The 16479-nt window shown below is 50.7% G+C and carries 12 protein-coding genes; all 12 read right to left on the reverse strand.

The features are described 5' to 3' along the window. Complete coding sequence (locus SH580_RS05505; protein WP_319834012.1) at positions 1-1488, reverse strand: arylsulfatase; 1488 nt, start codon at positions 1486-1488, stop codon at positions 1-3. Between the two features lie 132 nt (positions 1489-1620). After that, positions 1621-2694 carry a glycoside hydrolase family protein gene (locus SH580_RS05510; RefSeq protein ID WP_319834013.1) on the reverse strand — a complete coding sequence of 358 codons (1074 nt, stop codon included), beginning with the start codon at positions 2692-2694 and terminating at the stop codon, positions 1621-1623. A gap of 287 nt (positions 2695-2981) precedes the next feature. Then, positions 2982-4082: a hypothetical protein gene (locus SH580_RS05515; RefSeq protein WP_319834014.1), complete on the reverse strand. Its 1101-nt coding sequence runs from the start codon at positions 4080-4082 to the stop codon at positions 2982-2984. Between the two features lie 31 nt (positions 4083-4113). Beyond that, complete coding sequence (locus SH580_RS05520; protein ID WP_319834015.1) at positions 4114-4545, reverse strand: ExbD/TolR family protein; 432 nt, start codon at positions 4543-4545, stop codon at positions 4114-4116. Positions 4546-4556: 11 nt separating this feature from the next. Continuing rightward, positions 4557-4973: an ExbD/TolR family protein gene (locus SH580_RS05525; RefSeq protein WP_319834016.1), complete on the reverse strand. Its 417-nt coding sequence runs from the start codon at positions 4971-4973 to the stop codon at positions 4557-4559. Positions 4974-4985: 12 nt separating this feature from the next. Then, positions 4986-5801, reverse strand: a complete 816-nt coding sequence (locus SH580_RS05530; protein ID WP_319834017.1) for a MotA/TolQ/ExbB proton channel family protein — start codon at positions 5799-5801, stop codon at positions 4986-4988. A gap of 15 nt (positions 5802-5816) precedes the next feature. Further along, entirely contained in the window at positions 5817-6905 is a 1089-nt protein-coding gene (locus SH580_RS05535) for a hypothetical protein (RefSeq protein WP_319834018.1), read from the reverse strand. Between the two features lie 8 nt (positions 6906-6913). Further along, a complete protein-coding gene (locus tag SH580_RS05540) occupies positions 6914-10009 on the reverse strand; it encodes a tetratricopeptide repeat protein (protein WP_319834019.1) in 3096 nt (1031 codons plus the stop codon). Positions 10010-10345: 336 nt separating this feature from the next. Continuing rightward, positions 10346-11017 carry a response regulator gene (locus SH580_RS05545; RefSeq protein WP_319834020.1) on the reverse strand — a complete coding sequence of 224 codons (672 nt, stop codon included), beginning with the start codon at positions 11015-11017 and terminating at the stop codon, positions 10346-10348. Between the two features lie 24 nt (positions 11018-11041). After that, positions 11042-12970 carry a sensor histidine kinase gene (locus SH580_RS05550; RefSeq protein ID WP_319834021.1) on the reverse strand — a complete coding sequence of 643 codons (1929 nt, stop codon included), beginning with the start codon at positions 12968-12970 and terminating at the stop codon, positions 11042-11044. A 185-nt stretch (positions 12971-13155) separates the two neighbouring features. Further along, positions 13156-14985, reverse strand: a complete 1830-nt coding sequence (locus SH580_RS05555; RefSeq protein WP_319834022.1) for an arylsulfatase — start codon at positions 14983-14985, stop codon at positions 13156-13158. 18 nt (positions 14986-15003) lie between these two features. Continuing rightward, positions 15004-16446, reverse strand: a complete 1443-nt coding sequence (locus tag SH580_RS05560; protein ID WP_319834023.1) for an alpha-L-fucosidase — start codon at positions 16444-16446, stop codon at positions 15004-15006. Between the last annotated feature and the right edge of the window lie 33 nt (positions 16447-16479).

Here is a 16479-nt window from a genome sequence, read left to right on the forward strand (position 1 = left end):
TTAGTAAGACTCGGGCGCCCATGTGGGGATGCCCGTTTCCTTAAGCTGCTGATAGTAGCGAATATTCAGAGGGAATTCATTTTCACGCAACTTGGGCAGATTCTCATTGACCATATATGGCTGCACGGAGGCCCACCACTTGTCATAGGACTGGCTCAACTGCTGCACCACTTCCGGGTAGGATTGCGCAACATCATTCTGCTGAAAAGGGTCTGCCTCAATATCGTAGAGCTCCTTGTTATTGACTAAGCGCCAACGCTCGCTGCGCACGGCACACTTTACGTATTTTGCGCTATCCAGTTTGCCCGGATTCCAGCGGCCGCAGTGGAAGAAAAGCTCCCGATCAGCCCAGTCTGCTTGCGGATTTTCAAGCAGTGGCAAGAGCGAACGCCCATCCAGCTGCTGAACATCATCAGGCAACTCCGCCCCTGCCAGTTCGACAAAAGTTTTATAGAGATCAATGTGAGCGGTCAGCCCATCGACATCCACACCTTCAGCGAGCACCCCCTGCCACTGCCAGAAGGCTGGCACATGGGTGCCGCCTTCGTGCGGCGAATTCTTTCCGCCTTTCAGGTTTGCGTTATAGTGCTTAATCTTTTGACCGTTCAGTTTGCCATTCAAATGAGTGGCTCCATTATCAGTCATGAAAATAACCAGTGTGTTATCCAAGGCACCCCACTCTTCGAGTTGGGTCATCATTTTTCCAAAGTTGTCGTCAATATTCTCGACCATACCATAGCGGCCAGCAGTGCCCGCATCATAGCCTAAATCGAGGAAGCGTTTTTTGTATTTTTCCGGCGCGATCAATGGACCGTGTGGAGCATTCAGCGAGATATAGGCAAAATAAGGCTTCTCGGCCTCGTGCTGACGACGAATCCAAGCGAGTCCAGCATCGAAGAAAATATCTGTGCAGAAGCCTTCAGTTTGAACAATAGTGTCGTTGTGGAGCAGAACATTGTCGAAGTAAGTGTTTTCACCATTGGGTGGAAAATCGCCGTATTGGACCTGGCCAATGCCACCCGCACCATGCATCAACACTTCGTCGAAGCCACGACTGCCGGGCAGATATTCGTCTTCATCCCCAAGGTGCCATTTCCCAAAGAGCCCAGTGGCATAGCCTGCCGACTGCAAGGCTTGTGGAAAGGTATAGGTATCCAGCGCCATGCGTTCGCGCTGAAAGATGGTATGTGTGACACCATTTTTAAAAGGCACACGCCCACTCATCAACGCAGCACGGGTAGGCGCACAAGTCGGGCTGACCTGAAAATCGGTAAAGCGCAGCGCCTTGTCATGAAAACGGTCAATATGCGGTGTCTGCACCACTTCATTACCCATACAGGACAGGTCACCCATGCCTTGGTCATCTGTGATGACTAGAATGATGTTGGGCTTGGACGCCTCCAATTGTGTGGCAGAGGCATCAACGACAGTGGCGCCCCATGCTGTCAAAGTGGAGAGCGCAAGCGCAAGTGCTTTGGATGTTTTCATATGTTCAGAATACAGGGTACAGAATTACAATGCGAGCAAGGTTGCAGCTAAAAGAAATAGCCCATCTTTAGATGATCATAGCAGAAATGCAGGCTCTACGTCTATCACTACAATTAGGTAGTCAGGTTGCTATTATTGAGAATTTTTCTCTGATTCGCCCTTCCAGTCCTCAATTTTAATGTAATACCCCGCCGAAGGTTTGTCGTCGTGACAAGCGAGGAAAAGGTATTCGGGATGGCCATCCTTCCACAGGATACTGGGCCGCTCACTACGAGCCAATTTATCTCCAAAATAGAGTTCATTGGTCTTATACCCAAGCATCGGGCGCCCCCAATCAATGCCGTCTTGAGACTGATAAATCAGGCCGGGGCGATAGCCCCCATTCTTAATTTGATCCTGCGGGATCGGATTGCCTTCGAGCAAATCTTTTACCCCGCGCCGATCTTCAACGATCATATAATACATACCGTTGTAATAGAAGGCGTAGGGATCTTCAATATCCACCTGCTCCTCCGCATAGCTGATGACAGGGTTGCCCTCATAATTAAGGTAGGGACCTTCGATCCGATCGCTGACTGCAAATGAGATTTCACGAAACGCCTGCTTAATCGGTAACTGATCAGTCATCGACTTAAAATATATACGATACTGCCCCTCCGGAGTCATTACGAAACTAGGATTCGAGGCATGGACAATATTATGCGCCCCCATTTTACCCGAAGCCGCAATCACGGGATTGTGTGGGCTTTCTGTCCACGGTCCGTTGAGAGACTTGGCCGTGGCCAACCCGACCTCTTGCTTGGAACCATTAGCATCCGTAAAACGATTCAACAAATAGACTAAAACATACGTGTCTCCGGCCTTGGAAACTTGTGGATTGTGATAGCTCGCATGCTCACTCGCAAAAACGTCGCCGACCAAAGTATAGGGTCCCTCCACATGATCGGCGACCCAGTGCACAATTTTACTATGCTTGATCCAGCTCCCCTTATTCGGAATCACAGAATTGAAGATATGCAAACGTCCCTCCGCATCATAGATGGGTGCCATTCCCCACGTCCAAGTGCCTTCGTTCGCTTCTAAAAGATAGTCGCCTGGCACCTGCGCCTGATAAAACGAAGACTGCTCGACGGCTGACTCTACCGGCAAGTAAACCGCCGCAAGTAAAATACCGACAGCACACTTTCTTAATATACTTTTAATCATGTAAATACATTTCAATCAACTCAAGGAACTCAATCCTCCTCTTGCTTTAGCCTGCCTCACGCAACAATAACAATACTCCGAGGCACTTCATACAATTGGGGCGTAAAGCTCCGGCGCGGAACAAGACATAATGGGAATCATTCATAATATACCAAACAGAACACAGTGTGCCTACTATGTATACACATGAATCTACATGCTGATCATCGCGGAGAAGCGACACCAGGAATCCGCGAGAGTCGAAAAGACAATCCTTTACAAAGCCAGCGTTCAGTCGAAAGCCCGAACTAAAATACGATCAGTTCGTTAATCTTCTGCGGGCTTAAATCACCACCATTTAGCAACTTCACCATCAGATTCAAAGCTCCTCGACTTCTGACCTGCTTTGCCGGCTTACCGACGACAAATATCACTTTGGTGTTCTCGGGCTTAGGAACCCCATATTTTTTCCACGCGGCGTGGGCCTTATTCACCACATCCAAACTCGTAAATGCCACATCAGGCTCTACCATGAGGTAGACAGTGTCGGGCGCAGGTTTCAACTTATAAGCAGCCTCCAAGGCCCCGAAAAAGTTAGTTCCCAATACGAAGTAAGCCTTCCCTCTCTGCACATCTTTGGCGCCCTTGGTCACAAGGCTTTTACTGTTTTTTCCCGGTGTGGGGATTGCTTTCAAATCCGCAAGTAAGCCCTCGGCATCACCACGTGCAGGCTGAAGCCAGTTATCTTTACGCACGCCCTTAGGCCACCAGTAATCATGCCGCGTCGGGTCACTGCCACCGCGGCTAATCCCCTGGTGCCCGCCTTCTTTACCACCAAAATACAGAACAGCCAGCCGAGCCCCTGGATTCTCCGTCATAGAATTAATCGTCTTCATCAATTCTTGACGCGTTCGATTGAAAATACCCATTCCCGATCCAGTGCGGTCAAACAAAACCACGACATTGTTCCCCCCTTCGATTCCAAAGAAGCTAATATCCACTCGATCCATGATACCGCCCCCGAGTTCGCCCAAGCCGCCACCCATGCCGCGGCCAAATGACAAATCAGACTCTTGCATGGAAATCGCTGGCACCGACATATTTTGGGGATTCTGAGCGGCCAAGGGTTGCGGACGCGGAAGACTCTTTTGGCTACGTTTAGTCGTCGGTGGAGGCGGAGGTGGAGGCGGAGGTGGCGCAACCTCCACCACAGGAGGCGCCTCAAATTCGGGCGGCGGCGAAATCGTCTCTACGATCTTGATCACGCCAAATATACCCAACCCGAGTACGTGAACTCCCACACTCACCACGACCACAATAAAGATCGCACTCCGCTTCTTGGGACTACGTAGTGCTTGGCCTAACTGATTCTGATTGTGTGGCAGTGGACTATTGGTCTCGGATGACATAATTAAAAAAACTCGGAGGCAGCTCGCTCAGCTACATTTGGCTAAAGGATACGAACTTTAACTTCGCGCGCGCGCAGGCATTCAATACATCAATCGAACGATAATGCGGCGAGTAAGCATCTGCCTGAATGGTAACAATCGTCTGTTTCTGCAAGCGGTCCGCGGAAGCTTTTAACCCGGCCAGCATACTCGTGAGTCCGGAAAGATCACCGTAAGGATCATCACCTAGACTACCACCGTTAAGCAGAACGGTGCCGTCTGGCAGGATATCGATGGTATGTTTCGAGGGCAATTCAGGCGCGGCCGTCGGCGCAGCCAAAGAAGGCAACTGGATGCCCAGGTCCGCCTCTTGCTTGACCAGTTCAGTCGTCACCATAAAGAAGACCAACATCAAGAAAACCACGTCAATCATTGGCGTGAGGTCAGGCTTTCCAGCACTTTCAAATATATCTGAAGCTTTCATAAGATACGTCTCTAAAGGTCACTTTGGTAGGTCGCAAAAATGATATCATTAATACCATTTTGGGCGCAAATTTTGAGTAGCTTGTTGACGTGCTGATGCTCCGCAAACTTGTCAGCACGCACCACAATTTTCAACCCGGGATTGATCTCTGCCAAGCGAGCGATCTCGACATTCAAATCCGACTCGCTGATGGGCTTCGCCCGCGAATAAAAGCTACCATCCGCCAAAACTGAAAAGGTATAGCGCTCTTTAATTTCCTTAGGTATGGCTGACTCATCCGCGACCGCCAAGTTCATGTCGATCTTTTCAGCCGCCAGCATACTCGCGACCGTCATGAAAAACACGATTAACAAAAAGACGACATCGATCATTGGAGTCAGATCGAAGCCCTCTCCTTCCATGGGCACTTTATAACCTTGCAGGCTCATAATACATACAGGCTAGGATTCACTGCCAGGCTTGCGTGGTGCTTGTGGCAGACTACGCGCGGGCTTAGTCGGTGCTGCTGCTGTGTTGGAATTCACGCGTGTGCCGTGAACCAAATCACCATACATATCGTCCAGATACATCGTCATATCGGCAACCAGCTTCCCATATTGATTCTTAAAGAAGAAAAAGAAGAACATTGTTGGAATGCCCACCAACATACCAGTCGCCGTCGTAATCAAGGCTTCCGAAATATTCCCCGCCAGCAAGTCAGGCTGCCCCATACCCACGGTCGCGATCGAACTAAAGGCTTTAACCATACCAGAGACCGTGCCCAGAAGTCCCAGCATGGGTGAAATCGATGCGATAATGGAGAGGTAATTAATCACCACGAAGGGTTGAGCCAGTTCCTTGCCGGAACCAGCTTCTAGACGCTGGCGAAACAAATCCGTATCCACATTTCCACCACGAACAGAATCCAATCCGTGCTTCACGATACGAGTCAAGGGCGTCGGGTGATTCGCACAAAGCTCCTTGGCCCCTTCGATGTCCAACTCCCCCAACTTACTGCCGAGTTCCGTGGCCACTTCGTCGTTGAAAAAATCCTTCGGGCGCAAGGCGATAAAGTTATAGACCGTCAGAGCCATCGCCGACACAGACAAAAAACCCAACGGGTACATCGCCCAACCTCCCTGAGCAATCATCTCTAAAAAGCTTCGCTCCGAGCTTTCCACAACAGCAGCAGGCTCTTCAGTCTGAGCCAGCGCAAGGGTTGAAAAGGCAAAGTATAGAAACGCCATCAGGGCGAGTCTCATTCGTGTTCGTTTCATTTGGCACATAGTAATTTATTCGGTGATGATGGATTGTTCTAAAGTAGCGAGATAGGCACTGTCCGGAAACAGCAGGCTCATTTCGTCGAGAATATTCTGCGCAATCTGCACTTGCTCTTTGCCCCAGTAGGACTGGTAGGTATAGTAGAGCCCCACTTGCTGTAGCCGGTTGCGGGTCGGCAGCAATACCATGGCATGTCCTAAATGCTTCAGCGCCAGATCGGCCTCGCCAGCCCGAGATGCCTCCACTCCCTGGCATAGGTATTCCAGCCCGAAAGCTTCGTTGTCCTGTTGTGGAATTGCCTTTGCACTCTGAATGAGGCCTTCCGCCTCGGCGGCATCGTCCATTTCCAAACTCAGATAAGCACTGACGTAGAGCGCTTTTTTACTTTCGAGGCCAGTCGTCGCATCGGCAATCGTAAGATAGAGACGTAGTGCCGGTTCGAAAAGCCGCAGGTCCAGCATACGTTCGGCGACCCCACGCCCGAGCTTACGAAACTCCTTCGCGGGTCGTGCTGCGGTCAATTGATCGATTAAAGTCAGAGCTTTAGCTTGTTCATTCACCACAAATAAATTTTCCGCAACTGTATAGAGGTGTTGCACTGTTTCGGCCGGGCTACGGTTCAATGCCATGTTTTGAGACATCTCATAGCCGCGCAACCAATCTTCCGACGCAATCACTGCCTCAATATATGCATTGAGTAAAATATGAACATTAGTCGACTCCGAGCGAATACTCGCCAAGGGTAAGAGTGGCCGGACCTCATTTTCAAGCAGCTCGACACGTCTTTTCGGATCACGATGCGAGAGCGCGCGGTTCAATTTTTCAGTGATCGGTATATTAATCGTGAACTGCTCCATGTGGTCCCAGCCCACAATAATCGCGCCATCCCCGTCTAACATCTCGATTTCAACTCCCGTCGATGAAGGACGCACAAAACGAGCGCCGAGCTTACGTCGCCCCCCATCTTGCAAAATTTCCATACGCACCGGCTCCGCATTAGAGAAGTCGGGCTCTTGATAGATGCGCGACTCCGCCGCCAACGGCAGAGCCGACTGAACCCAAATGATGCCACACAGTAGACCAGATATAAGATGCTTCATACTCATCATTAAAATTCCTTTCTGATCAATGCCGCCGCCTCGGTATCTTCCAGACCTGGAGTTATCTGAAAGGCCTCATAGACTGTCTGCGCACTCTCCAACTCTCCCATCTGCTTTAAGACGAGAATATCTTCGTAATATACCGTTGCCAACAACTCATTAAAGCCAGGGTAACCAAGCATAATGCGCTCAAAGAAACCGTGCGCTTCGGAGAATTTACCTTCGGCCACATAGGCACGTCCGATCCACAGCAGTGCGTCTCCATGGCGCTGCCCACGCCACTCGTTGCGGTAGAGAATGGTCTCCAACTGTTCGCGTGCCGCATCGTAGTTTTGCGCGTCAATCTCCATGCGTCCAATGCGAAGGGCTGCTTCGCCCGCCTGATCGGCAGCCGCAAAGCGCTTGATCAATAGTTTATATCGATCGATGGCATCCCGTGTGCGGCCCACTTGCTGATAACATTCGGCCAACAGCTGATGCATCTCCAATTCCAAACTGGAATTCATATAATCCAGCTTCGATGCTTCCAGTTGAACAATGACCTCTTCGGGCTTAGCATGCGCGAACTCCTGAAGAATCCAAATCTGCCCGGCTAAACCTAGCTGAGGCCAAAGCACTTCGTCATGCACCAGAGCTAAGAACTCCGGCCGGGGCTTTAAATTCGGCTCTTCCGCAGCTGCCAAGGCTGCCTCGATACGAACCACTAATGGAATATCATCCGCCTGCTGCGCCTGAGCGAGCCGCCCGGCCAACCAATCATCCGCACTGGTAGCCGGAATCGCTTCGTTCAATTGCTCGATCTCCGCTTTCAGTGCTTCCAACACGGGGTGTGTCACCACGGGATAAGGAGCCTGCTCAGGTGGCGTTGCCTCTGGCTGACTCGCGGTAAACTCCGCGACCCGCTGAGCGTGCGCCTCGTCCAAAACTTTATAATGCTCTAAGATCTCATTCCGAAATGCATTGTCTTGAACGAAACGATATTTAACCAATGCATCAATTTGCGGATGCTGCTTAAAGTAGCGGTATTGCTTGCCACGGTCTCCGATCAATTCTTTGAGCAGTTCGGGTGTTTCACTCACACGGCCCAGAAAGGCTTCCGTTTCCCTGCGCATGGCACGTAAACTACGGTCCTTCTTCAAATAATCCACCAACAAGCCGTCCAACTCATCGACTTCGGTCATCTCAAAAAATTGATCCAATGGGCCCCGAATCGTATTGAGCGCGACTCGTGGCTGTTCCAACTGGTCGTAAAAACCAGCCAATGCCACCACCACTGGAATAATTTCAGACTCTTCTGGATAGCTTTGAATAAAATTCTGAAGACGCTCCAATGCTGCCGTCTCCTCTCCCCGGTCAAAGAGGATCTGTGCAATTTTCAGTTCCCCCGAAGCTAAAAGACCAGGATCATCGGTATATTGCTCGATCAAATAATAATGGCCGAGCGCGTTTTCCACATCTCCCAGTAGATTCACTAGATTCCCCAGCACCAACTCCGCTTGCGCTCGTAGGACATTGTCGGGATAGCGTTCGACAAATTCTAGCAACAAGTCACGCGCCTCATCCAAACGATCGAGCCCCATCACGCATAAAGCTTTTCTAAAAAAGGCATCTGCACGAAAACGAGTGCTGGGATTCGCGAGCACGTCTTCAAAGCGCTCCAAGGCGATTTGATGCCTCTCCTCAGTCAAATAGCCTAAGCCCAAAAAGTAATTAATCACTAGAGAGCTCTTAGTCTCTCCATAATTCTCACGAAACAATTGAAAATCCCGAATTAATTCGGAAGTCTCAAAGCGCATTAAGCGAGCCATACCATGTTTAAAAAGAAGCAAAGATGCCGCCGGATCATTGGGATCAATCGCCGCGTACCAGCGTGAAATTTGATACACTTTCTGGAATTCGCCTCCTTCAAGGTAATCTGTCGAAATCGTATCGGCGATCGTCGCTCGATAGCGTTTAAAATTCTGATTCTCCAAATAACGCTTTCCTAAAAGCTCCGCGTCTTCGCTCTCGCCCAATTTGTGCCCCAAGGAGAATGAGGAAAAAATGATATCTTCGGCATACTCATGATCCGGATATTCGTCGACCATCACGCGAAAACGCCAATAGGCTTCCCACTCACGCCCCATGTCCATGTAAACGCTGGCGATGCGCCAATTTAACAAGGGTGTGTAATTCGTAGACGCCTTCAATGCAGTTAAATCCGCCTCTGCATTATCCAGTTTGGTTTTAGTTTGCTGATAAAAATTCCGTAGAACGGGATTATCTTCATATTGAGTGATCTCACGCTTTAGGCGCCGGACATAGTGCCCGAGTCCGACTTCCAAAGACTCATAAGAACGCACAAAGCGGTAAAAGAGACTGGCCGTTGCCAGGTCGCCAGCTTTCCGCAGCTGATCTCCGATCTCCATCAGTGAAGCGTTGAAACGTGGCGTATAAAAAACGGGCGCAGAACTATTAAAAAAAGACAGAAACTCGCGCGAATCACTCACATCCCCCTGCTTCGCTTTTGCAATTAACAGATAAGCTGCATACGTCGTACGGTCCTCAGAAGAGTCACTCGTGCGCATGCCCGCTTCAAAGTAAGGCATACCTGCGACCCACTGATCTTCGACGATGTAGATGAGAATGATCTTCTGAAGGACCTCATTGCGCTCAATCCCAGGCACCGGGTTCGTATAGAGCGGAATGTAAGCCTTGAGTGCTTCTTTGTAATTCTTGGAAACCGCGTGCAGGTCAGCGATGTTATAGCGCGCCATCGGAACCAAAGTGTTTCTAGGATATTTTTTTATAAAATCCGTAAATAAAGTGATCGCCTGATTCAGCGCTTCCGCATCCTTCGCATCATAGTAATCAAAAACATAAGACAGCGCGATGTAGAAATCAAAAGTCGAATGCAGTCGTTTCTCTACATCAGGAGCCTGCTTCAACCGCTGCATAATCGGGCGCGCCTGAACCAGTTGCTGACTATTAATCAAAGCCTTCACGCGCTGCAATTGCCCCGCAGTGGATTCACCGCCTTTAGGAGCTGCCCCAAAAGAAAGTAAATTCAATAGAATAGACAAACACAGTATAAAGACTGATTTTTTGTAAGGGTAATTATTCATTCATAAAAATACACGAGCTAGTGGCGTACAATTAGTCACTTAAATGGGGTACGTAATGTCACAGTAAGAAAATCAAGGAGTATATCATGTTAATATAAACCCACAAGACGTATACACATGATAACTATCCCGTGAATACGTCTAGACAGACAAAAGACACCAGCCCACAAGTAGTAGGCGCTTATAAAATGTGCCCTTGAGCCTCGAATCAGCGGTCAGAAGCAATCGCTGCCGCGCCCTGAAATTGAGTCCACAGCAACCCGATCGACCAATCAAATCAGCTCATCGTACTATCCGAGCATCAAATACTGCCAGCGCAGTCCTCTAGAACAGACGCTAGAACCAATCATCCGACGAAAAAATGCCCATTCGATAGGCCGTCCGAACCGCAGATGGGGCATTATTCACATCCAATTTCTCATAGATATGCCGCACATGTGCATCGACGGTCGGATAGCTAATATGTAGTTTTTCCGCAATTTCACGTTTCTGAAAGCCTTCTGCCAAGAGCTCTAGCACCTGTAGCTCTCGATCGGACAGCAACTTCTTAGTCGCCGTACGCATCGGCTTCTCGCGCAAACTCTTAATGATGTATTGAGCCACCGATGGATCGATACTCCCACCGCCGCCGACCACTGTTCGGATGGCTTCTGTAACTTGCTGAACGGTCGAAGATTTCAACAAATAGCCCGACGCGCCCAGAGCAATCGCGCGTACCACATCGCTCTCGGCACAAGACTGACTGAGCACGATGATTTTCACATCGGGCAATTTTTCCTTAAAGTGAGGAATCGCTTCCAAGCCACTGAGACCGGGCAAGCGCAAATCAAGCAAGATCACTTGAGGAAAGAGTTTGGAACGAATTTTCCCCAAGCTGTTGATCGCCATCTCAGCAGTGCCAAACTGGCTAAACATTTCCAGGTCTTCTTCCCGTCGGATGGCGAACTGGATGACATTACGGTATTCTTCGTTGTCTTCAACCAGCATTATTCTCGTAGGCATTTTCATAGTCATTCAATCAATTTAGAGTTATCAGCGCGCTTTAAGTTTTAGCCAGACACGCGTACCTCCCTGCTCAGGATGCTCCACGCCGGCTTTTGCACGCATGAGTTTCGCGCGTCGTTGCAATGATTTAGGCAGTCCACCAGTCACTCCGCAACCATCATCAGTAATCACCAGCTCCACTTTATGATTTTTAACAGATAAAGAGATCTGCGCAGAGGACGCTTCCCCATGACGAATAATATTAGTCAGCGCCTCTTTAAAAAACAGATAGATATCAATGCGCACTCTACGTTTAAGTGCATTGATCGCGACCTCCCCATCAAAATGGATCTCATACTGTATATCCGCCAACAAGCGAGATGCCTCTCGCTTCATGTCATCGACCAGATCTTCGCAGACTCCCTTGGCTTCCAGCATATTGGAACAAAAACGAGCGGAAGCCCCGGTGCGCTCAGTCAAGCCACGTATCCGCTGTAAACTTTCTTGCAACGAATCAGGCGAGTCCACCGACTGCTGGGCGATATCACTCCACAAACCGATCGCATGTAAATTAGCACCGAGTTCATCGTGCAAATTGGCGGCAATGCGCTCACGCACTCTCGCCTCATGACGTATGCGCAGCATACGATTATATAAAACAACAAAGATCACGACAAATACCAAAGCGACCAAGCCGCGTGCCATCCAGCGCACCATTCTCTCCTGCCGCTGATGCCGAAAGTTGAGTTCTGTCATCAAATCTTGCAACTCCAGGTTCAATTGATGCCGCTGGGCCAGCTCGTGCATCCACCTTCGCATCGGTAGAATCTCGCCAAACAAATTCATTCCATCAGTGAGCGTTTGCGGAGGGCGCACGCCACTTTTTTCAGGTACCGTCCAGGCTGGCTTTCCCTCAGCGACATTCACGCCATTCGATAATAATTCGATTTCCGCGAACCCTGTACGCGAGAGTCGATTCGGCACCCCCACGGTTTCACTTTTTTCAATCGTGACAACTCTGACATATCGACCACACGTCTCTGGGATATTCCACATCATGATCGGCCCCAATCCGGCAACATTCTCCATTTGATAATCCAATAGGACCACCGGATCCGTAAATTCAGGCGTCAAGGATACTTCGATTCTAAAATGCTTGGGAATTCCAAGATCCCCGGCAAAGGCTTGTGGCACCGTATCACTTTGTTCAACCGCATGTAGATGAATTTCCGAAAGGCTATAGATCTCTCCCAAATCAATCAGCAAGGTCGGATCTTTACCAAAGCCACCGATATATCCATGGCTGGAATCACCACGAGCAGAATTCATCAAATAAGGTGTCGCTCCATCGACTAGGAAGCTGGCATCCCAAGCCCCCGAAGGCTCAAAGGGCGCACGACGTGACGGAGTCTCGACCGGACAGCGCAAGGCGACATTCTTGTTGCCACTGAACACAAAAACTTCAGCCAGCTGAAAAACATAAGCATCGTCATGCTGTCGTTTCGATAATTGCGTGACCTCCAAGCGTATCCACGACGCCTGTGTTTCCGGCACCGTCAATATCAAGGGCGAGATGCCCAAGCCCACGTTCTCATCGCGGATATATTCAGCAATCACATGCCCTTCGCGATCCTCATCTGTGCCGGCTATGATCTGAAACGCCACCGGGAAGGCATCAGCACGAAAGCCTTCCTCCATATCACGCCAGAGAACGGGCACCAAGACGACTTCATCGATGGGGTACGTCCTCTCCAGATTAATTTCAATCCAATAGCCCAGCGTCGCATCATCCACCGGTTTGGTCCGATAACCGATCGAACCGACACCGCCGCGCAAACTGGCACGGGCCAAAGAATTTAACTCCTGCTGTATCGCCAGCTGTCTTGCTTCAAGATCGCGAGTAGACTGCCCATCAAAAGTCGCTCCCAGTGCAGTCGCACTCAGGCCCAAAGCAAGGCATGCCAGTAATCGTATCATGAATAGTGAAGTAGGTGAACGACGCGTCTAAATCGAAGAGGTAATGACGCTGAAGTTCTTCAACTATTGGCAAAAAATCACTGAACGAAAGCCCAAACTCAAAAGGTTCACACCGACACAACAATCACGTAGTATGCCGATAAAACGAGCGACACTCTAAAGCTGACCGGACAATGCGGGCGCGCTTAAGGTTTGATGTCTTTAATGACTTCTTGCGGCGGCACGCGCCCATAGGACGGATCATAGACGGGGATGCCCATGCCAGCCGGAGTCTGCCAGCCTGACTTGGGCTGGTGCGTCACATAAGCATAATACGGTGTCGCCGACATATCCGGGCCGATGAATACGGGAGCCAGTTTTGTGACGCCCTGCTCCAAATGAACCTTAAAGCTCACTTCCTTCGCGCCGGCGGGTATGTCTTTCGTTACATCAATATCTCCGATACGTAACCGGGCTTTTTGATAGTTGTAAGCCTTACCGTAGCTGCCGTCATTGATGCCCTTATCGGCTTCGACCGGCCAGCGGCGCAGCGAAATCTCATATTCGCCTGTTTGCTCCACCTCAATCGCCCAAAAGGACTCCACAGCCACGTCACCGCGGATGATATGTGTTTGATTCCAGGGCGGCAATTGATCGAGCAGCCAGTCGTGCGAAGAGAGCGTAACGATGGGGGCTTCGTCGGCGCCGATCACCATATAGCTGGTCAAATCGTGCTCGCGGGAAACGTCGTCCCAAAAGTGATCGTATTCCGCCCGCATGCGCTTGAAGACCTCCGGATAGTCAGCGGATACATCGTTCTGCTGCTTCGGGTCGGCTTCGATCTGATACAACTCGGTGCCATTGACCAGGCGCCACTCGTCGGTCATTACCGCACTCTTGCGCCATTTAATCGGATCAACCACCCGTTGCGATTCCACGACCAGCGCACGCTCCGGCCAGTCCGAATCATCGCCATAGAGCAGCTCGCGCAAGCTGGTGCCGTCGAAGTCGATGGCGGGCGCGTCCAAACCGATCAGATCGATAAAGGTCGGCAAGATGTCCAGGTGTGCGGTCAGCCGCTCGACTGACTTGCCCGCCTCGATCCCCCCGGCTGGCCAACGTAGAATGAAAGGCACGCGGTGTCCGCCGTCGTATTCCGAGTTTTTCTCACCGCGCATCCCGCCGTCGTAGCCGCGACCGCCATCCAGACCGGCGGCGGTGCCATTATCGGTCATAAATACGAGAATCGTGTTTTCCGCCAAACCTTCGTCTTCGAGCATCTGCATTAGCTTGGCTAGGTTGTCGTCGATGTTGGTAATCATCCCATAGAGTTCTGGATGCGGCACACGGGGATCGCCCTCGTAGGGCTCGCTGTATTCAAGTGGCGCATACAAAGGCTTGTGGGGGGCGTTGGTCGAAATATAGGCGAAGAAGGGCTTATCTTTGTTGGCTTGGATAAACTTCATCCCTTCGCCAAACCACACATCGGTGCAAAAGCCTTCGAAGCGCTGCGGTTTTCCATTAACGATATAGGTATCGTCGAAGTAGTCGTTGCCCCAGTAATCAGGCGCCTGCCCCACGCCACCGGCTTGGTGGTAAACCGCCTGCTGAAAGCCGCGATCTTCCGGACGGTAGGGATAGACATCGCCGAGGTGCCATTTACCAAAGAGCCCAGTCGCATAGCCGTTGTCGGCAAAGATGTCGGCCATCGTCACTTCGCGGCGGCGCAGCATGTTGCGCCCCTGCACCGTGTGCCAGACCCCGACTCGCGCGGAATAGCGCCCCGTCATCAAAGCAGAACGCGTTGGCGCACAGGTTGGGTCGACGTGAAAATCGTTCAGCAGTGTGCCCTCACTACGCAGCTGGTCGATGTGCGGCGTCTTTACGGCCGGGTTTCCGGTAAAGCCCAAATCGCCATAACCTTGATCATCGGTAATGACGATAATCACATTGGGCTTGTCTGCGGCCTGCGAGCACACGGGCCAGGCGCAGGCGAGTAAGAGCAATGAAGCACGGAGGGTATGTTTCAATTTCATAGAGATGGGGGATGGGAATTACAAAGCAGTGTTCAAAGACAACTGGATCACAGTATCGTAGGGATTCAATGCAGCTTTAGGCAACATAAGTTCTAACTGCGCTCCCGTCTGCGTGTATTCGACTGCTTCACCGTTGGCCAGAAACGAGGCTGCCGTGACTGCTGCGGGCAGGTCTTCCAATTCGATGCTTCCGGCTTCAGGCCATTCCAGCACGTGTAGATAAAGTGTCTGCCCATCCTTGCTCACGGAAATGTCGCCCCACTCCGGACGCTCCGGCAAGGGGTTGCGGCGGGTGCGGTAGATCGATTCGCCGTTCACTTTGAGCCAATCGCCAATCACCCCATAGAGACGCACCGCTTCTGGATCGAGTTGACCATTGCCCATGGGTCCGTTGTTGAGTAGCGAATTCCCGCCGGCGCAGACGGTATGCACGAGGCGATGAATCATTTCGACTTCCGTGTGGTAGTGATGATTGCCCTTGGCCTTATAACCGAAGGATGTGCTCACACTGTCCGGCGACTCGACGTAGAGCGGCAGCTTCTTGGTGGGCACTTCTTTATCACCAATCGAAACATAATCGAAGAGCTCCAGGTTTTCCTGCAGAATCTTACCTTTGCCACGATGAATGATGCGCGAGTTGATCAAGCAGTTGGGGCGATACTTGCGCACCACGTCGCTGAATAGTTTCGCGCGCTCAAAAGTCATCTCGACGGGGGTGTCGAACCAGATCAGGTCGATCTCGTAGTTTTTCATCAACTCCTCGACCTGCGGCAAGCTCTTGCTCATAATGTAACGATCGAAGTCAGGCTCGAAATCTTCCGGCAGTTCCGGATGTAAAATGCTGCGCTTGGTGCGTGTATTCAAATAAGGCGCATCCGGCTCATCCCAATCCTGCGCATGTGAATAATACACCCCAAACTTCAGCCCCTGACGGTGACAGGCTTCACTCAATACCTTAATAATGTCGCGCTTGAAGGGCGTGTAATCGACCACGTTGTAATCGCTCACAATGGAGTCAAACAGAGCGAAGCCGTCGTGATGCTTCGAGGTGATCACCACATACTGAATGCCGGAATCCTTAAACGTTTTGGCCCAGGCATCGGCGTCAAAGTCGACGGGGTTAAAGGTCTTGGCCACTTCGTGATATTCGTCAGCGGACATTTTGGCCGAAACCTGAATCCACTCGGAATAGCGAAATCCGGGAACCACGCCGTTGTATTCGCCCGCGAGGGCCGAGTAGACTCCGAAGTGAATGAATGCCCCGAACTTAGCATCGCGGAACCACTGTTCCTGACGCGCAATCGAATCGGGCGTTTGCTGCAATTCATCCGCAAAACGGTATTCGAAACTGACATCCTTTTTCTGCGGCTGATTCGGCGAGGCTTCTTGCGCCGGCACTTTGGCAGAGAGGAATTGTGAGCCCACAGCGAGGGCAAAGATCGGGAGTATTATACGTTTCATAGGATAAGAAGTGTAAGTTGCGTTGAGTTTCTA

The sequence above is a fragment of the Coraliomargarita algicola genome (assembly GCF_033878955.1).
Classification (GTDB): domain Bacteria; phylum Verrucomicrobiota; class Verrucomicrobiia; order Opitutales; family Coraliomargaritaceae; genus Thalassobacterium; species Thalassobacterium algicola.